The 14,711-nt window shown below is 69.4% G+C and carries 13 protein-coding genes; 10 read left to right on the top strand and 3 right to left on the bottom strand.

Annotated elements, in window-relative coordinates; all coding sequences use genetic code 11:
* Positions 1-40 precede the first annotated feature (40 nt).
* The 3 genes from KBY67_RS11925 (at position 41) to KBY67_RS11915 (ending at position 3,972) form a co-directional block, all read left to right on the top strand.
* Positions 41-1,006, top strand: coding sequence for a DMT family transporter (locus tag KBY67_RS11925; protein WP_255111264.1), 966 nt, complete (start codon positions 41-43; stop codon positions 1,004-1,006).
* Positions 1,003-2,094, top strand: a complete 1,092-nt coding sequence (locus KBY67_RS11920; protein ID WP_255111263.1) for a glycosyltransferase — start codon at positions 1,003-1,005, stop codon at positions 2,092-2,094. Before KBY67_RS11925 ends, KBY67_RS11920 begins: the two co-directional genes overlap by 4 nt.
* 84 nt (positions 2,095-2,178) lie before the next feature.
* Entirely contained in the window at positions 2,179-3,972 is a 1,794-nt protein-coding gene (locus tag KBY67_RS11915) for a glycosyltransferase family 39 protein (protein WP_255111280.1), read from the top strand.
* Here KBY67_RS11915 and KBY67_RS11910 read toward each other — a convergent pair.
* Positions 3,966-4,499 carry a DUF721 domain-containing protein gene (locus tag KBY67_RS11910; RefSeq protein WP_255111262.1) on the bottom strand — a complete coding sequence of 178 codons (534 nt, stop codon included), beginning with the start codon at positions 4,497-4,499 and terminating at the stop codon, positions 3,966-3,968. The genes KBY67_RS11915 and KBY67_RS11910 overlap by 7 nt on opposite strands.
* Before the next feature lie 90 nt (positions 4,500-4,589).
* Between KBY67_RS11910 and KBY67_RS11905 the strand changes: the two genes are divergently transcribed.
* The 5 genes from KBY67_RS11905 to KBY67_RS11885 all read left to right on the top strand — a co-directional run bounded on the left by KBY67_RS11905 (position 4,590) and on the right by KBY67_RS11885 (position 8,985).
* Positions 4,590-5,366: a PspA/IM30 family protein gene (locus KBY67_RS11905; protein ID WP_255111261.1), complete on the top strand. Its 777-nt coding sequence runs from the start codon at positions 4,590-4,592 to the stop codon at positions 5,364-5,366.
* A 72-nt stretch (positions 5,367-5,438) separates the two neighbouring features.
* A complete protein-coding gene (locus tag KBY67_RS11900) occupies positions 5,439-5,759 on the top strand; it encodes a thioredoxin domain-containing protein (RefSeq protein ID WP_255111260.1) in 321 nt (106 codons plus the stop codon).
* Complete coding sequence (locus KBY67_RS11895; protein WP_255111259.1) at positions 5,746-6,975, top strand: aminotransferase class I/II-fold pyridoxal phosphate-dependent enzyme; 1,230 nt, start codon at positions 5,746-5,748, stop codon at positions 6,973-6,975. Before KBY67_RS11900 ends, KBY67_RS11895 begins: the two co-directional genes overlap by 14 nt.
* Positions 6,976-6,982: 7 nt before the next feature.
* Positions 6,983-7,750 (top strand): biotin--[acetyl-CoA-carboxylase] ligase, encoded by a 768-nt coding sequence (locus KBY67_RS11890; protein ID WP_255111258.1) that lies wholly within the window; start codon positions 6,983-6,985, stop codon positions 7,748-7,750.
* Between the two features lie 56 nt (positions 7,751-7,806).
* A complete protein-coding gene (locus tag KBY67_RS11885; RefSeq protein WP_399214391.1) occupies positions 7,807-8,985 on the top strand; it encodes a M23 family metallopeptidase in 1,179 nt (392 codons plus the stop codon).
* Between the two features lie 19 nt (positions 8,986-9,004).
* Here the strand turns inward: KBY67_RS11885 and KBY67_RS11880 are convergent, their stop codons facing one another.
* Positions 9,005-9,736: an ABC transporter ATP-binding protein gene (locus KBY67_RS11880; RefSeq protein ID WP_255111257.1), complete on the bottom strand. Its 732-nt coding sequence runs from the start codon at positions 9,734-9,736 to the stop codon at positions 9,005-9,007.
* Entirely contained in the window at positions 9,733-11,298 is a 1,566-nt protein-coding gene (locus KBY67_RS11875; protein WP_255111256.1) for an NAD(P)H-quinone oxidoreductase subunit N, read from the bottom strand. Before KBY67_RS11875 ends, KBY67_RS11880 begins: the two co-directional genes overlap by 4 nt.
* A 122-nt stretch (positions 11,299-11,420) precedes the next feature.
* Between KBY67_RS11875 and topA the strand changes: the two genes are divergently transcribed.
* Both topA and KBY67_RS11865 read left to right on the top strand, forming a co-directional pair.
* Positions 11,421-14,162 carry a type I DNA topoisomerase gene (gene topA, locus KBY67_RS11870; RefSeq protein WP_255111255.1) on the top strand — a complete coding sequence of 914 codons (2,742 nt, stop codon included), beginning with the start codon at positions 11,421-11,423 and terminating at the stop codon, positions 14,160-14,162.
* Positions 14,162-14,689, top strand: coding sequence for a hypothetical protein (locus tag KBY67_RS11865; protein ID WP_255111254.1), 528 nt, complete (start codon positions 14,162-14,164; stop codon positions 14,687-14,689). Before topA ends, KBY67_RS11865 begins: the two co-directional genes overlap by 1 nt.
* Positions 14,690-14,711: the final 22 nt, after the last annotated feature.

Genomic DNA, 14,711 nt, shown 5'->3' with positions numbered 1-14,711 from the left:
GATTCACTGGATCTTAAAAAGGTCACCGCCGACCGCTTCGATGACCCCTCCGCTGCGTTGGCTGTTGATGCTGCTGCCCTTTGCCCTCTGGGGCACGGCGATGGCGGCGATGAAACCTCTGCTCGAGACGGCCGGCCCGCTCACGATCGCCTGGATGCGGCTGCTGCCTGCGGCCCTGGTGCTGCTGCTGGTGGCCCGTCTGCAGGGGCGCTCCCTTGTGGTGGCCGCTGCTGATCGCCCCTGGCTGCTGGCCTTCGCCCTGGTGGACGGGACCCTCTTCCAGGGCCTGCTGGCCCGCGGTCTGGAGAGCACCGGCGCTGGCCTGGGCTCGGTGCTGATCGATTCCCAGCCCCTGCTGGTGGCCCTGCTGGCCCGCAGCCTCTTCGGCGAGGCGATCAATCCGGTGGGCTGGGCGGGCCTGCTGCTGGGTCTGGCCGGCATCGCCTGCCTGGGCCTGCCGGCACCTCTGCTGCGGCACTGGTGGCTGGATGGCCCCCAGGTCCTGGGTCTGCATCCCTGGAGCCATGGCGAGACCTGGATGCTGGGGGCGGCGGTGGCCATGGCGGTGGGCACCGTGCTTTGCCGCTACGCCAGTCGTGGCAGCGATCCGGTGGTCGTCACCGGTTGGCACATGCTGATCGGCGGGGCGCCCCTGCTGCTCGGCTCGCTAAGCGTCACTTGTCTCGACGGGGCGGCGGCGCCCTTCTGGCCGGCCTGGAGTGCCCTGGAGTGGGGCCTGATGGCCTACGCCAGCGTGCTGGGCAGCGCCCTGGCCTACGGGCTTTTCTTCTGGTTCGCCAGCCGTGGTGACCTCACCGGTTTCACCGCCCTCACCTTCCTCACGCCCGTCTTCGCCCTGCTCTGCGGCCTGCTGCTGCTGGAGGAGCGGCTGCTGCCGCTGCAGTGGTTCGGCTCAGCGCTGGCCCTGGTTTCGGTGCTGCTAATCAACCAGCGGCAGCGGCTCTGGCGCCCGGCCCTGGCCGATCCACCGGCTCTGTTGCCATGACGGCCCCCTGGCGACTGCTGGTGGTGAGCACGCCGGTGGGGGCGCTCGGCTCCGGCGGCGGCGGCGGCGTGGAACTCACCCTCGAGGGTCTGGTGGCCGGTCTGATCGGCCGCGGCCACAGGCTCACGGTGCTGGCCGCCGAGGGGTCGCGGCTCTCGAGGGCCTGCGCCTCAGCCCGGCTCTGGACGGTGGCCGGCGTCGATCAGCCCAGCTGGCAGCACCAGGGCCGTGACGCACCCGTTCAGATTCCCGCCGCCGGGCTGTTGCCGGCCCTCTGGCGCCAGGTGCAGGCCCACCAGGGCGAGTTCGATGCGGTGCTGAACCTCGCCTACGACTGGCTGCCCTTCTGGCTCACTCCCCTGCTGCCCACGCCCCTGTTTCACCTGGTGAGCATGGGCTCGGTGGCGACGGTGATGGATGAGGTGATCGAGGCCGTGGCCAGCAGCGACCAGCGTCGGCTGGCCTTTCACACCAGGGCCCAGGCCGGTGATTTCCGCCTGCCCGCTCCACCGCTGGTGGTGGGCAATGGCTTCGATCTCTCGGCCTACAGCTTTCAGGCGCGGCCTGCTGCTGAGCCCCTGCTGGGCTGGGCCGGCCGCATCGCCCCGGAGAAGGGCCTGGAGGATGCGGCGGCGGTGGCGGCCCGCCTGGGGGAGCGGCTGCTGGTCTGGGGGGTGCGGGAGGACCCCGCCTACGCGGCCGCTGTGGAGGCTTCGGTGCCCCCCGGCACCATCGACTGGCGCGGCTTTCTGCCCACCCAGGCGCTGCAGGCGGAGCTGGGCCGCTGCCGCCTGCTGCTGAACACACCCAAGTGGAACGAAGCCTTCGGGAACGTGGTGGTGGAGGCGATGGCCTGCGGCGTGCCTGTGGTGGCCTATGCCCGAGGCGGCCCCGGCGAGCTGATCGTGCCTGGGGTCACCGGCCTGTTGGTGCCCGCCGACGACGTGGAAGCCCTGACACTGGCGGCCCGGGGCTCGGCGGCACTGGAGCGCTCCGCCTGCCGCCGCTGGGTGGAGCGCCATGCCTCCAGGGAGGCCTTCGCCGAGCGGATTGAGACCTGGATCCGTGACGGTCTGCGCCCGGCCTAGGTTCGCTGCGACTCAGGCGCCCCCGTGTCCCCGTCCCCTTCCCGTTCCCCGGATGGGGGCCCACTCACCGCAGGCCGCTGGGCGGTGCTGGCTCTGGTTCTGGTGCTGGGAATCGCCCTCTTCCTCTGGCAGCTCGGCGCCACGGGGCTGGTGGATGAAACGCCCCCCCTGTTCGCCGCCTCCGCCCGGGCCATGGCAGAAACCGGCCACTGGCTGATTCCCCACGTCAATGGGCTGCCCCGCTACGACAAGCCGCCGTTGATCTACTGGCTGATGGGGCTGGTCTATGCGATCCCCGGCCAGGAGCAGTGGAACCCCCTGGGCACCTGGGCGGCCCGCCTGCCCTCGGCCCTGTCGGTGATCGGGGTGATGCTCAGCCTGGGATACACCCTGCTGCGCTGGCCCCAGTCGAGCGGGGGGCTGCGCTCCGCCTGCACCGCCCTGGGGGCGGTCCTGGCCTTCGCCCTCTCGCCGCTGATCCTGCTCTGGGGGCGGATCGCCGTCAGTGATGCCCTGCTCACCGGCTGCCTGGCGGTGGCGTTGCTGCTGTTTTGGCAGGGCTGGGCCGAGCCCAGCCGAGCGGTCTGGCCCGGCTGGGCCGTGCTGGGCCTGGCGGTGCTGGCCAAGGGGCCTGTGGCCCTGGCCCTGGCGGGACTGACCCTGCTGGGGTTCGGGCTCAGCCAGCGTCGCCTGGGGGGGCTCTGGCGACGGCTGCGGCCCCTGCCGGGGCTGGCGCTGACGGCCGTGGTGGCCCTGCCCTGGTATCTGGCGGCCCTGGCGGTGGAGGGCGAAGCCTTCTGGAACAGCTTCTTCGGCTACCACAACCTGCAGCGTTTCACCACGGTGGTGAACCAGCACCTGCAGCCCTGGTGGTACTTCGCGCCGGTGCTGCTGGTGGCCGGCCTTCCCTTCACCCCCCTGCTGCTGCTGGGGCTGCTCAGGGCCCTGGGCCGCTGGAGGCGCCGCTGGAACGCTCCGCTGACCGGGGGCGCCTCCCGGCCCGAGCCCGCCGGCTCCCTGGCCAGTTACGCCGCCTGCTGGCTGCTGGCGGTGCTGATCTTCTTCACGCTGGCCGCCACGAAGCTGCCCAGTTACTGGTTGCCGGCCACGCCGGCCGCAGGTCTGCTGATCGCCCTCACCGCCGCCGAGGGCGGGCGGGCCAGCCGCTGGGCCCTGGGGGCCTCTGTGGCGCTGATGGGGCTGCTCACCGTGGTGCTGACCCTCTCGCCCCGCTGGATTCCCCTGATCAACGATCCGGAGATGCCCACCCTGCCGGGGGAGCTGCTGGCCAGTGGGCTGGTGCTGCGCGCGGCGGTCTGCTTCGGCCTGGCCACCAGCGCCGGGATCTGGCTCTGCTGGACGCCGCAGCGGCGGCGCTGGGGGCTGCTGCCCGCCCAGCTGGGTCTGGTGCTGTTCCACCTGCTGGCGGTCCTGCCGATGTGGGGCCTTGGAGACGGCGTGAGGGGGCTGCCGGTGCGAACGGTGGCCCAGCAGGTGCTCCTGGCGCGCCGGGGCTCCGAGCCCCTGGCGATGGTGGGCATCCTCAAGCCGTCGCTGCACTACTACACCCGCCAGGTGGTGCTCTACGAGGGCATCTCCCCCACCGCGCTGGTGAACCTGGCCGAGCGCCTGCAGCGTGAACACCGCCAGGGGTTGAGCCCCAGCTCCCCTGAGGCGCAGCCCACCGTGCTGGTGGTGATCGATCAACGCACGGCTCAAGAGCCCCACTGGCTGGGGCTGGCTCCGCTTGAGCTGGGCCGCTCAGGGTTGTACCGACTCTGGCGGCTCGATCGGGCCCAGCTCCAGCAACGGGCCGATGAGCTGCGGGCCTCAGGAGTGGCGCCCTCCTGGCAGCGGCCGGTGCCGGAGCGTTACTGAGCTTCGGTCTGCTCCAGGTTGCGGCGGCAGAGGCCGCAGTGGCCCCAGCGAGCCAGTTCACCGGCTGGGGCGGGGGTGCCGCAGGCCGGGCAGAGCGCCAGACCGTGCACGTCCACCCGGCTGGGATGGGCGGCCCAGACCCGGGCGATGTCCTCGCTTCCGGGGAGGCCGGCGGCAGGGGGCTGGTGCTGGCGGAAGCGCAGGTCGCGGACCGGAAAACCGGACCCCCTCAGGGCGCCCAGCAGTTGATGGCGGTTGTAGCGCAGGGCCTGCAGCCACTGGGGATGCTGGGCGCCCACCGTGAGCACCCCCCCCTGGAGGCTGAGGGGGCGGCAGTGGGGGGCCAGCTGGTCGCCGGCGATCCTGGGCCAGGCCTGCCAGAGGGCCGCCAGGCTGCCGGCCCGGCGCCACTCCTGCTGCATCTGCTCCAGGCAGGACCCCACGGCCACGATCGGTGCGGGCGCTGCCGGCATCAGCACGCTGACGTTGCCGATCCGGCGCACCTGATCCCGTGGAGCCCTGGCCATGGACTGAGGTTAGGGAGTGAGGGTGCGGGCAACCGTCCATGGTGCGACGGGCCACAGCGGCTACCCTCCGGTTTGCCCCCTCCTCGACCCATGGGCTTCTTTGACCGGCTCAGCCGCCTGCTGCGGGCCAACCTCAACGACTTGGTCAGCAAGGCCGAGGATCCCTCCAAGATCCTGGATCAATCCGTGGCGGACATGCAGTCCGACCTGGTGAAACTGCGCCAGGCCGTGGCCAGCGCCATTGCCAGCCAGAAGCGGATCCAGAACCAGGCCGAACAGGCCGAATCCCAGAGCCGCACCTGGTACGAGCGCGCTGAACTGGCCCTCAAGAAAGGTGAGGAAGACCTCGCCCGTGAGGCCCTCAGCCGCCGCAAGACCTATCAAGAAACAGCCACAGCCCTCAACAACCAGCTCAACGGCCAGGCCGGCCAGGTCGACACCCTCAAGCGCAGCCTCACGGCCCTTGAGGGCAAGATCGCCCAGGCCAAGACCAAAAAGGACATGCTCAAAGCCCGCGCCCAGGCGGCCCAGGCCCAGGAGCAGCTGCAGAGCGCCGTCGGCAACCTGGGCACCAACTCCTCGATGGCCGCCTTCGATCAGATGGAGGAGAAGGTGCAGGCCCTTGAGGCTCGCAGCCAGGCCGCCGCGGAACTGGCCGGGGCCGATCTGGAGAGCCAGTTCGCCGCCCTGGAAGGCGGCAGCGATGTGGATGATGAGCTGGCCGCCCTGCGCAATCGGCTTGAGGGAGGTGCCTCGGCGGAACCGCTGCTGCCCATCAGCGCTGAACCGCCCAAGCTGGAGCCCGTTCAGGCGGCCCAGGTGGACGCCGAGCTCGAGGAGCTGAAGCGCTCGATCGACAAGCTCTGAGCCCCGCCGCGGCAGCCGATCCCCTGCTGGCCCGACCCGGCTCCATACAATCGCGATAACTGAACCGGGTCCGTGGCCGTTGCCGTTTTCACCGATGCCAATTTCGAGGCTGACGTGCTCGCCGCCACCGGCACGGTGCTGGTGGATGTCTGGGCCCCGTGGTGCGGTCCCTGCCGGTTGATGGCACCCCTGATGGACTGGGCGGCAGCTGAGTACGGCAATACCCTGCTGGTGGGAAAACTCGAAGCCGACCCCAATCCCACCGCCCGCGACAGCCAGAAGATCCAGGGTCTCCCCACCCTCATCCTCTTCCGAGGCGGCCAGGAACTCGCCCGCCATGAGGGCGCCATGGCCAAACCCCAGCTCAAGGCCTTCCTGGATGCGCATCTCTGAACGGGTCAGCCGCCTCGGTCAGGGGGTCTTCGCCCGCAATGACCGCCGCAAGATCGCCTACAGCGAGAGCCTGCTGAATCCTCAGCTGTCCGCCGGCCTGCCGGCGCTGCTGGATCTATCCCTCGGCTCCACCGACCTGCCCCCGCCGCCGGTGGCCCTGGAGGCCATGGCCAAGGCCCTGCGGCAGCCCAGCAGCGCCTCCTACTGCCTCCATGGCGCCACCCTGCCGTTCCGCGAGGCTGTGGCGGCCTGGGCCCAGCGCCGCTTCGGCGTGACGGTTGACCCCGAGCGGGAGGTGCTGCTGCTGGTGGGCTCCCAGGAGGGCACGGCCCATCTGCCCCTGGCGGTGCTGAACCCCGGCGACTCCGCCTTGTTGCTGGACCCCTACTACCCCTCCCACCGCGGTGGGTTGCACCTGGCCTCGGCCCAAACCGAATTGCTGCCCCTGCGCGCCGATCAAGGCTGGCAGCCCCAGTTCGAGGCGATTCCTCCGTCTGCCTGGGATCAGCTGCGGCTGATGGTCCTCGGCTACCCCCACAACCCCACGGCCACGGTGGGGGAGCAGGGCTGGCTGGATCAGGCTGTGGCGCGGGCCCAGCGCCACGGCTTCGTGCTCGCCCACGACAATCCCTACTTGGATCTGGCCCTGGAGGGTGAGGCGCCGGCCCTGCTGTGCAATCCCCACTGGCGCAGCTGCGGCATCGAGTTCTTCTCCTTCTCCAAGAGCTGGTGCCTGGGGGGCTTCCGCCTGGCCTTCTCCATTGGAGCCGAGCCCCTGATCACCGCCCTGCGCCAGCTCAAGGGAGTGGTTGATTTCAACCAGTCCCTGGCCCTGCAGGCCGGTGCCATCGCTGCCCTGGAGCAGGCGCCCGAGTGGCCGGCGCAATTGCGGGAGGTGTACCGGCTGCGCCGCGACCGCATGGCGGCGGCCCTGGCGGCCCAGGGCTGGTCGCTGCGGCTCCCCTCGATGGCCCTCTACCTCTGGTTGGGCCTGCCGGAGGTGGCGAGGGCCCGGGGTCTGGATTCAGAGTCGTTCTGCGCGGCCCTGCTGGAGGCCACCGGCGTGGCCCTGACCCCTGGCAACGGCTTCGGCCCCAGCGGCGAAGGCTGGATGCGGCTGGCGTTGGTGCACCCGGTGGAGGAGCTGGAGGCTGGCGCCGAGCGGATCGGCCAGTGGCTGCGCTGCCTCGATGGGGCCCTGAGTCCCAGCGGTTGACCATGCCGTGATCGGCCGGATTCAGGTGGCCCGGCTCCATGAGGCTGCCCTGCTGCATCGGTCCCCAGCGGCTTCTGGGGTTCCACCGCTGCCCTGGCGGCTGCTGTGGTGGCCCTGCTGCGCCAGCACCGAGCAGAGCCTCCACCAGGCCCTGGCCGGCGGCGCTCAGCCCCCGTTGGCCCTGCTGGCCGGCCGGCAGCGATTCGGCCATGGTCAGCGGGGTCGCCCCTGGATCTCCCCGCCCGGTGGGGTGTGGCTGAGCGCTGCCCTGCCCTGGCCTGAAGCGCCGGCCACCACTGCGGCGCTGGGGCTGGCGGTGGCCGTGGGCCTGTCTCTGCAGCTCGAAGCCCTCGGACTGGCCGTCCAGCTCAAGTGGCCCAACGATCTGCTGGTGGACGGTCGCAAACTGGCGGGCCTGTTGCCGCGCCTGAGCCTGCGTGGTCCCTCGATTCGTCTCGCCCGGGTGGGGGTGGGTGTGAATGGTCGCAACCGGGTGCCGGCCGGGGCCATCAGCCTGCTGGAGGCCCTTGCGCGCCGCACCAGGGACAGCGACGTGCCGGCGCTGGCGGCTCGGGTGCTCGCCGCGCTGGAGTGGGCGGTGTTCCGCAGCACGAGCCCTGAGCTGGTGCGTGACCTGGCGGAACGCCGCCTGCTGGTGCCCTCTGAAGGGGTGACCTATCGCCAGGAGCGCTGGCAGGTGGAGGGCCTGAACGTGGATGGCGCTCTGGTGCTCAGGCGGCCGGGGGAGCGGATCCTGCTGAGGCGAAGCTTCTGACGGGCCGGGGTCAGTTGTGCGGCTGAACACCGTGGGGGTTTCTTATGCTCCTGGCAGTGGATTCGGTTTTTCGTTTGCGTTGCAACCCCTGGCACTCGCGCCTGCTGCTGGGCTCCCTGGTGCTGGCGTCAGCCCCCTTGAGCCTGGCCCAGTTGCAGCCACCCGCTGAGCTGGCTGCCCCCGGGGAGTCTGCCTCGCCGGTCGCCTCGCCTCTGCCGACCGCGCCCCAGAGCCAGGCACCAGCTCCCCGCACCCTCTCCCCCCGCCTGGCCAACGATTCCCCAGCTCCGCTGAAGCCGAGCTTTGATCAGGTCCCCCAGGCCCGGCCCCGTCGCTTTGATCAGTCGCTTGACGACCTGGTGCGTCAGGGGGTCGTCACCCCTGCCGAGCGCAACCGGGTGCAGTCCAGCGGCGCCCTGCGGCCCGGTGAACTTCCAGCCCATCAGCAGGCCTGCAGCAGTGGCGCCCTCTCCGAGCAGGAATGCCGCACCGGTGTGTCGGTGCGCTGGCGCGGCCGCAATCCCCTCCAGGAGGAGCGCCTCGACAACGACGGCAAGGCCAGCGGAGCACTGCTGGCTGGCATGGGCCGCCTCGGCAGCGACGGCGTACCCCTGCCGCCGATCACGGTGCCCGTCTCTGCTCTGCTCTCCGGCGCCGGCGGCAGTTTCCGCCTCAGTGATGTCTTCGGTGTCACCCCCCGCCCCGCTCCCTTGGTGGGCAATGGCAACCGGGGTCTGCTCTTCCCTCTGATCGGCTCGGCCGTCACCAGCAGTGGCTTCGGCTGGCGTCTGCACCCGGTGCTGGGCAGCTGGCTGATGCACGCCGGCAAGGATCTGGCGGCTCCGGAGGGCACCCCCGTGGTGGCTGCCCTCAGTGGGCGGGTGGTGAGCAGCGGCGTGGCCGGTGGCTACGGGTTGGCAGTGGAGATCGAGCACAGAAATCCCCTGCGCCGCACCCTCTACGGGCACCTCTCTGAGCTCTATGTCAAAGAGGGGGAACAGGTGAAGCAGGGCACCGTGATCGGCCGGGTAGGCAGCACCGGTCTGAGCACGGGTCCCCACCTCCATTTCGAATTGCGGCTGCCTGAGAATGGGGGCTGGGTGGCGGTGGACCCCGGCATGCTCGACCCCGGCGGAGCGACGGTAGCCGGTGGCCCCGATGCCATCGCCCTGTTGATGGGTCAGTTGCTGCAGAGCCTGGAGCGACCCGTGGCCCCGCTTCAGCAGCCCGGCTGATCCTGCCCTTGGTTCAGGATCAATCGGCGATGTGGCCGTCGCGGAAATGCACCACCCGCTGGGCCCGCTCTGCCACGTCGTCTTCGTGGGTCACCAGCACCACCGTCATTCCCTGACGGTGGAGGTCGTCGAAGATCTCGAGCACCTCCTGGGTGGTGTGGGAATCGAGGGCCCCGGTGGGCTCATCGGCCAGCAGCAGGGCCGGCTGGTTGATGATCGCCCTGGCCACGGCCACCCGCTGTTGCTGACCTCCTGAGAGCTCATTGGGCTTGTTGTGCAGCCTCTGCGCTAGTCCCACCCGCTCCAGAGCCTCCACGGCCCGCTCTCGACGTTCCTTGGCCGGAATGCCGGCGTAGACCATCGGCAGGATCACATTGTCGAGGGCACTCATGTGCGGCAGCAGATGGAACTGCTGGAACACGAAGCCCAGACTGCGATTGCGCAGGTCCGCCAAGGCGTCGTCATCCAGCTGCTCCACGGGAATACCCCGCAAGAGATAGGTGCCGGAGGTGGGCCGATCCAGGCAGCCGATGATGTTCATGGCCGTGCTTTTGCCCGAACCGGAGGTACCCATCACCGCGAGGTAATCGCCCGGCTCCACCGTAAGGCAGAGGTCGTCGAGGGCCCGTACCTCGGTATCACCCGAGCCGTAGATCTTGCTGATGTGCTGCAGCTGCGCCACGGGTTCGCTTGCGCCCGCCTGGCTGGGACCGGGGCGAGAGGAGATTGCCGGCGCGCTCTGGCCACTCATCCCAGGGCCGCGGCGGCGGATTCACTGGCCGCGATGGCGTGCTGCAGCATCGGTGTACCTGTGACGGCGGCATTGGCCCAGGTGAACAGGGGGTTGGAGAGGATGCCACCGACGGCGGTCACCAGCACGCAGCCCACTAGGGCCGCCCGCAGGGGTTGCATGCCAGTGAGGCTCCAGCTGATTTCCGGGTAGGCCTTGACCACATCTGAGGCCTCCTGGGGCTCCTTCACCACCATCATCTTGATCACGGAGATGTAGTAGTAAATCGACACCACCGAGGTGATCAGGCCCACCACCACCAGCAGGTATTGCTGATCGGCCCAGCCGGCGAAGAAGAGATAGATCTTGCCGAAGAAGCCCAGCATCGGCGGGATTCCGCCCAGGGAGAGCAGGCAGAGGCTCAGGCCCAGGGTGATCAGCGGATCCTTCTGATAGAGGCCCGCATAGTCGGAGATGCGATCGCTGCCGGTGCGCAGGGAGAAGAGAATGATGCAGGCGAAGGCGCCCAGGTTCATGAACAGATAGGCGGCCATGTAGAGCACCATCGCGGCGTAGCCGTCCTCGGTGCCACAGACCAGCCCGATCATCACGAAGCCGGCCTGGCCGATGGAGCTGTAGGCCAGCATTCGTTTCATTGAGGTCTGGGCCAAGGCGACCACGTTGCCCAGAGTCATGCTCAGCACCGCCAGCACCGTGAACAGCACCTTCCACTGGGCATCGAAGCTTTCGAAGCAGCCCACCAGCAGGCGCAGGGCCAGGGCAAAGCCAGCGGCTTTAGAGCCCACCGAGAGGAACGCCACCACGGGGGTGGGTGAACCCTCGTAGACATCCGGGGTCCACTGGTGGAAGGGCACCGCCGCGATCTTGAAGGCCACCGTGGCCAGCACGAACACCAGGGCGAGGGCTGTGACCGGGGTGGCGCTGGTCTGCAGGGCCAGGCCCACCGCCTCAAGACTGGTTTCACCACCGGTGAGGCCGTAGAGCAGCGAGGCGCCGTAGAGGAACACCGCTGCGGCGGCCGAGCCCACCAGCAGGTACTTGAGGGCGGCCTCGCCGGAGCGGGCATCCCGCTTCATGTAGCCAGAGAGCAGATAGCTCGAGACCGAGAGGGTTTCCAGAGAGATGAAGATGCTCACCAGGTCGGTGGACCCGCAGAGGAACATCGCCCCGAGGGTGGCCGCCAGCAGGATCGCGGCGTATTCCCCCACCGGTGTGCCACTGCGCTCCACGTAGCGCCAGCTGATCAGCAGGGAGAGAAGGGTGGAGGCGGCCACCACACCGCGGAAGGCGATGGCCAGGTTGTCGGCCAAGAAAGAGCCCAGGAACGAAGGCTCCAGGGGGGCGTCCCATTGCAGGGCCAGCAGCACCAACGCGGTGCCCAGGCCCCCATAACAGATGGGAGGCACCCAGCGGCTGGCGGCCTCCTCGCCGGCGAGATCCACCAGCAGGCACGCCAGCAGGGCCACCAGCACGGCGGTTTCCGGAGCGATGGCACCGGCGTTGAGCTGCAGGGCCGTGATGACCGGAGCTGCTCCACCGGTCAGGGCGCAAAACACCGTCATCACTGGTCTATGGCAGGGCGTGATGCTGCGGACTGTAGCCGCGATGGCAGGACTTGTTTGTGGCCTCGTTTGGCAGGGTGGCCCCCCGATGCGATAAAGAGGGGACCGGTTCATGCCTGCCTGTGGCGCACACGCTGGTCATCGTCGAGAGCCCCACCAAGGCCCGCACCATCCGCGGCTACCTGCCGAAGGACTTCCGGGTCGAGGCGTCGATGGGACACGTGCGTGATCTGCCCAACAACGCCAGCGAGATTCCGGCGGCCCACAAGGGCGAGAAGTGGGCCAACCTCGGCGTCAACACGGCCAGCCAGTTCGAACCGCTCTACGTGGTTCCTAAAGACAAGAAGAAGGTGGTCAAGGAGCTGAAGGAGGCCCTCAAGGGGGCCGATCAGCTGCTGCTGGCCACGGACGAGGACCGGGAGGGGGAGAGCATCAGCTGGCACCTGCAGCAGCTGCTGAACCCCAAGGTGCCCGTCAAGCGGATGGTGTTTCACGAGATCACCAAGGAGGCGATCAGCCGCGCCCTCCAGGAGACCCGCGATCTGGACATGGAGCTGGTCCATGCCCAGGAAACCCGCCGCATCCTCGATCGGCTCGTGGGCTACACCCTCTCCCCGCTGCTCTGGAAGAAGGTGGCCTGGGGCCTGTCCGCCGGCCGGGTCCAGTCGGTGGCGGTGCGGTTGCTGGTGCAGCGGGAGCGGGCCCGCCGGGCCTTCCGCAGCGGCTCCTACTGGGATCTCAAGGCCCGCCTGGAGCATCAGGGCACGGGCTTTGACGCCAAGCTCACCCATGTGGCTGGCGAGAAGATCGCCGGCGGGTCTGATTTCGACGAAACCACCGGCGCCCTCAAGGCCGGCAGCAAGGTGCGCCTGCTGGAGGAGTCGGAAGCCCGCAGCCTGCGCGAGACGGTGTTCAGCCAGCCCTGGCGGGTGGCGGAGGTGGAGGCCAAGCCCACCACGCGCAAGCCGGTGCCGCCCTTCACCACCAGCACCCTGCAGCAGGAGGCCAACCGCAAGTTGCGTCTCTCGGCCCGCGACACCATGCGCACCGCCCAGGGGCTCTATGAGCGCGGTTTCATCACTTATATGCGCACCGACTCGGTGCACCTCTCCGACCAGGCCATCAATGCGGCCCGCTCCTGCGTCAGCGAGAAGTACGGCAAGGACTACCTGAGCCCAGCCCCGCGGCAATTCACCACCAAGGCTCGCAACGCCCAGGAGGCCCACGAGGCGATCCGCCCCTCCGGCGACGCCTTCCGCACCCCCAGGGACACGGGCCTCGACGGCAAGGATCTGGCCCTCTACGAGTTGATCTGGAAGCGCACGGTGGCGTCCCAGATGGCCGAAGCGCGGCTGACGATGCTGAGCGTGGAACTGCAGGTGGCGGAGGCCAGCTTCCGCGCCAGCGGCAAGCGCATCGACTTTCCCGGCTTCTTCCGGGCTTACGTGGAGGGCAGCGACGATCCCGACGCCGCCCTCGAAGGCCAGGAGGTGCTGCTGCCCTCCCTCGCCGTGGATGATCGGCCGGCCTGCGCCGGGGTGGAAGCCCTCGGCCACCAGACCCAGCCCCCGGCGCGCTACAGCGAGGCCGCTCTGGTGAAGATGCTGGAGAAGGAAGGCATTGGCCGACCCTCCACCTACGCCAGCATCATCGGCACGATCGTGGATCGCGGATACGCCACCCTCGGCGGCAATGCCCTCACCCCCAGTTTCACGGCCTTCGCTGTGACCGCCCTGCTGGAGGGCCACTTCCCCGACCTGGTGGACACCAGTTTCACGGCCCGGATGGAGTCAAGCCTTGATGAGATCTCCACCGGCAAGCTGGAGTGGCTCCCGTACCTCACCGGCTTCTACAAGGGTGAGAAGGGCCTGGAAACTCAGGTTCAGCAGCGGGAGGACGACATCGACCCCACCGTTTCACGCACGATCGTGCTGGAGGGTCTCCCCTGTGTGGTGCGGATCGGACGCTTTGGTGCCTACCTGGAAGCCAAGAAGGTGGGCGCCGACGGCAGCGAAGAGCTGATCAAGGCCACCCTGCCCCAGGAAATCACCCCCGGAGAACTCGACGGCGAACAGGCCGAGCTGATCCTGCGCCAGAAGAGCGAGGGGCCGGAATCGATCGGCGTCGATCCGGACACCGGCGAGGCCATCTACCTGCTCTTCGGTCAGTACGGGCCCTATCTGCAGCGGGGCCAGGCGAGCGATGAGGTCCCCAAGCCCAAACGGGCCTCCCTTCCCAAGGGCCTCAAGCCCGATGAAATCAGTCTTGAGGATGCCCTCGGTCTGCTGCGCCTGCCACGGCTGCTGGGGGAACACCCCGAGGGCGGCAAGGTGCAGGCGGGTCTGGGGCGGTTCGGCCCTTATGTGGTGCACGACAAGGGCAAGGGGGAAAAGGATTACCGCTCGCTCAAGGGCGAGGACGATGTGCTGGTGGTGGACCTCTCGCGGTCCCTGGAGCTGCTGGCCATGCCCAAGCGAGGTCAGGGCGGGCGCACCGCCCTGAAGGATCTGGGCACCCCCGAGGGAGGGAGCGAAGCCATCCAGGTTTTTGATGGCCCCTATGGCCTCTACGTGAAGCAGGGCAAGGTCAATGCCTCCCTGCCCGAGGGGATGGGTGCCGAGGCCATCACCATTGAGCAGGCCGTGGACTTGCTGGCGGCCAAGGCCGCCAGCGGCAAGGGCAAGGGCAAGACCACCAAGGCTGGTGCGACGAAAACCGCCGCCAGCACCACTTCGAAGGCCAAGCCCAAGGCACAGCCGAAGGCCAAAGCCGACGCCGCCAGTAAGCCCAAGATCCCCTCCACCACCAAGACCGGCCGCCCCAGGGCCAGCGCGGTGCGGATCATTCAGGCCGGCTCGGGCTGATGGCCCGCCCCCTCGTCCGTGGGCTGAGCCAGGTGGGTCTGGTGGCCTTGCTGCTCGCCGCTCTGGCCGGTTGCAGTGATACCCCCCTGGGTGAGCGCCTTGCCGGCAGCTTCGGCGCCCCGGCCCCGCCAGCCGCCGGGGCTGGCGCCACCCCTAGAGCTGCGGCGTCCGGCCCCGCACCTGCGCCCGCCACGGCCTCCGCCACGCCGGCGTCTCCGGCCCCGCCCAACGCTGACGCAGCGGCCAAGCCTGGTGTGGCTGCCGCCGCCAAGCCCCCTGGAGCCGGTGCCGCCAAGCCCGCTGAGGAGATTGCCTCCAAGCCGGTGAAGCCAGCCGCCGCTTCCGCCGCCTACCGGATCACCATCAAGCTGCCCGGGGCTGACCCCTCGGCTCCGGCCGAAGTGGTCACCGAGGCTCTGCGGGCCGCTGGGGTGAGCTTCGAAGTGGAGACGATCGAGCGGATGCCCCCCGCTGGCGGCGCTGGCACGGCGGCCCCGACCTCCAGCCCTGCCCCGGCCCCCCGCTGAGCCCCGCTGCGATGCCACCGTC

Source organism: Synechococcus sp. RedBA-s (assembly GCF_024345495.1).
Taxonomy (GTDB): Bacteria; Cyanobacteriota; Cyanobacteriia; order PCC-6307; family Cyanobiaceae; genus Regnicoccus_A.
The sequence above is the reverse complement of the archived record's forward strand: the minus strand, read 5'-3'. Positions and strand labels throughout refer to the sequence as shown.

Excerpts from the sequence above, each read along its gene's own strand:
- KBY67_RS11910 (WP_255111262.1), bottom strand. The coding sequence starts at position 4,499 with ATGGCCAGGGCTCCACGGGATCAGGTGCGCCGGATCGGCAACGTCAGC.
- KBY67_RS11920 (WP_255111263.1), top strand. The coding sequence starts at position 1,003 with ATGACGGCCCCCTGGCGACTGCTGGTGGTGAGCACGCCGGTGGGGGCG.
- KBY67_RS11895 (WP_255111259.1), top strand. The coding sequence starts at position 5,746 with ATGCGCATCTCTGAACGGGTCAGCCGCCTCGGTCAGGGGGTCTTCGCC.
- KBY67_RS11875 (WP_255111256.1), bottom strand. The coding sequence starts at position 11,298 with ATGACGGTGTTTTGCGCCCTGACCGGTGGAGCAGCTCCGGTCATCACG.
- KBY67_RS11865 (WP_255111254.1), top strand. The coding sequence starts at position 14,162 with ATGGCCCGCCCCCTCGTCCGTGGGCTGAGCCAGGTGGGTCTGGTGGCC.
- KBY67_RS11925 (WP_255111264.1), top strand. The coding sequence starts at position 41 with ATGACCCCTCCGCTGCGTTGGCTGTTGATGCTGCTGCCCTTTGCCCTC.
- KBY67_RS11905 (WP_255111261.1), top strand. The coding sequence starts at position 4,590 with ATGGGCTTCTTTGACCGGCTCAGCCGCCTGCTGCGGGCCAACCTCAAC.
- KBY67_RS11880 (WP_255111257.1), bottom strand. The coding sequence starts at position 9,736 with ATGAGTGGCCAGAGCGCGCCGGCAATCTCCTCTCGCCCCGGTCCCAGC.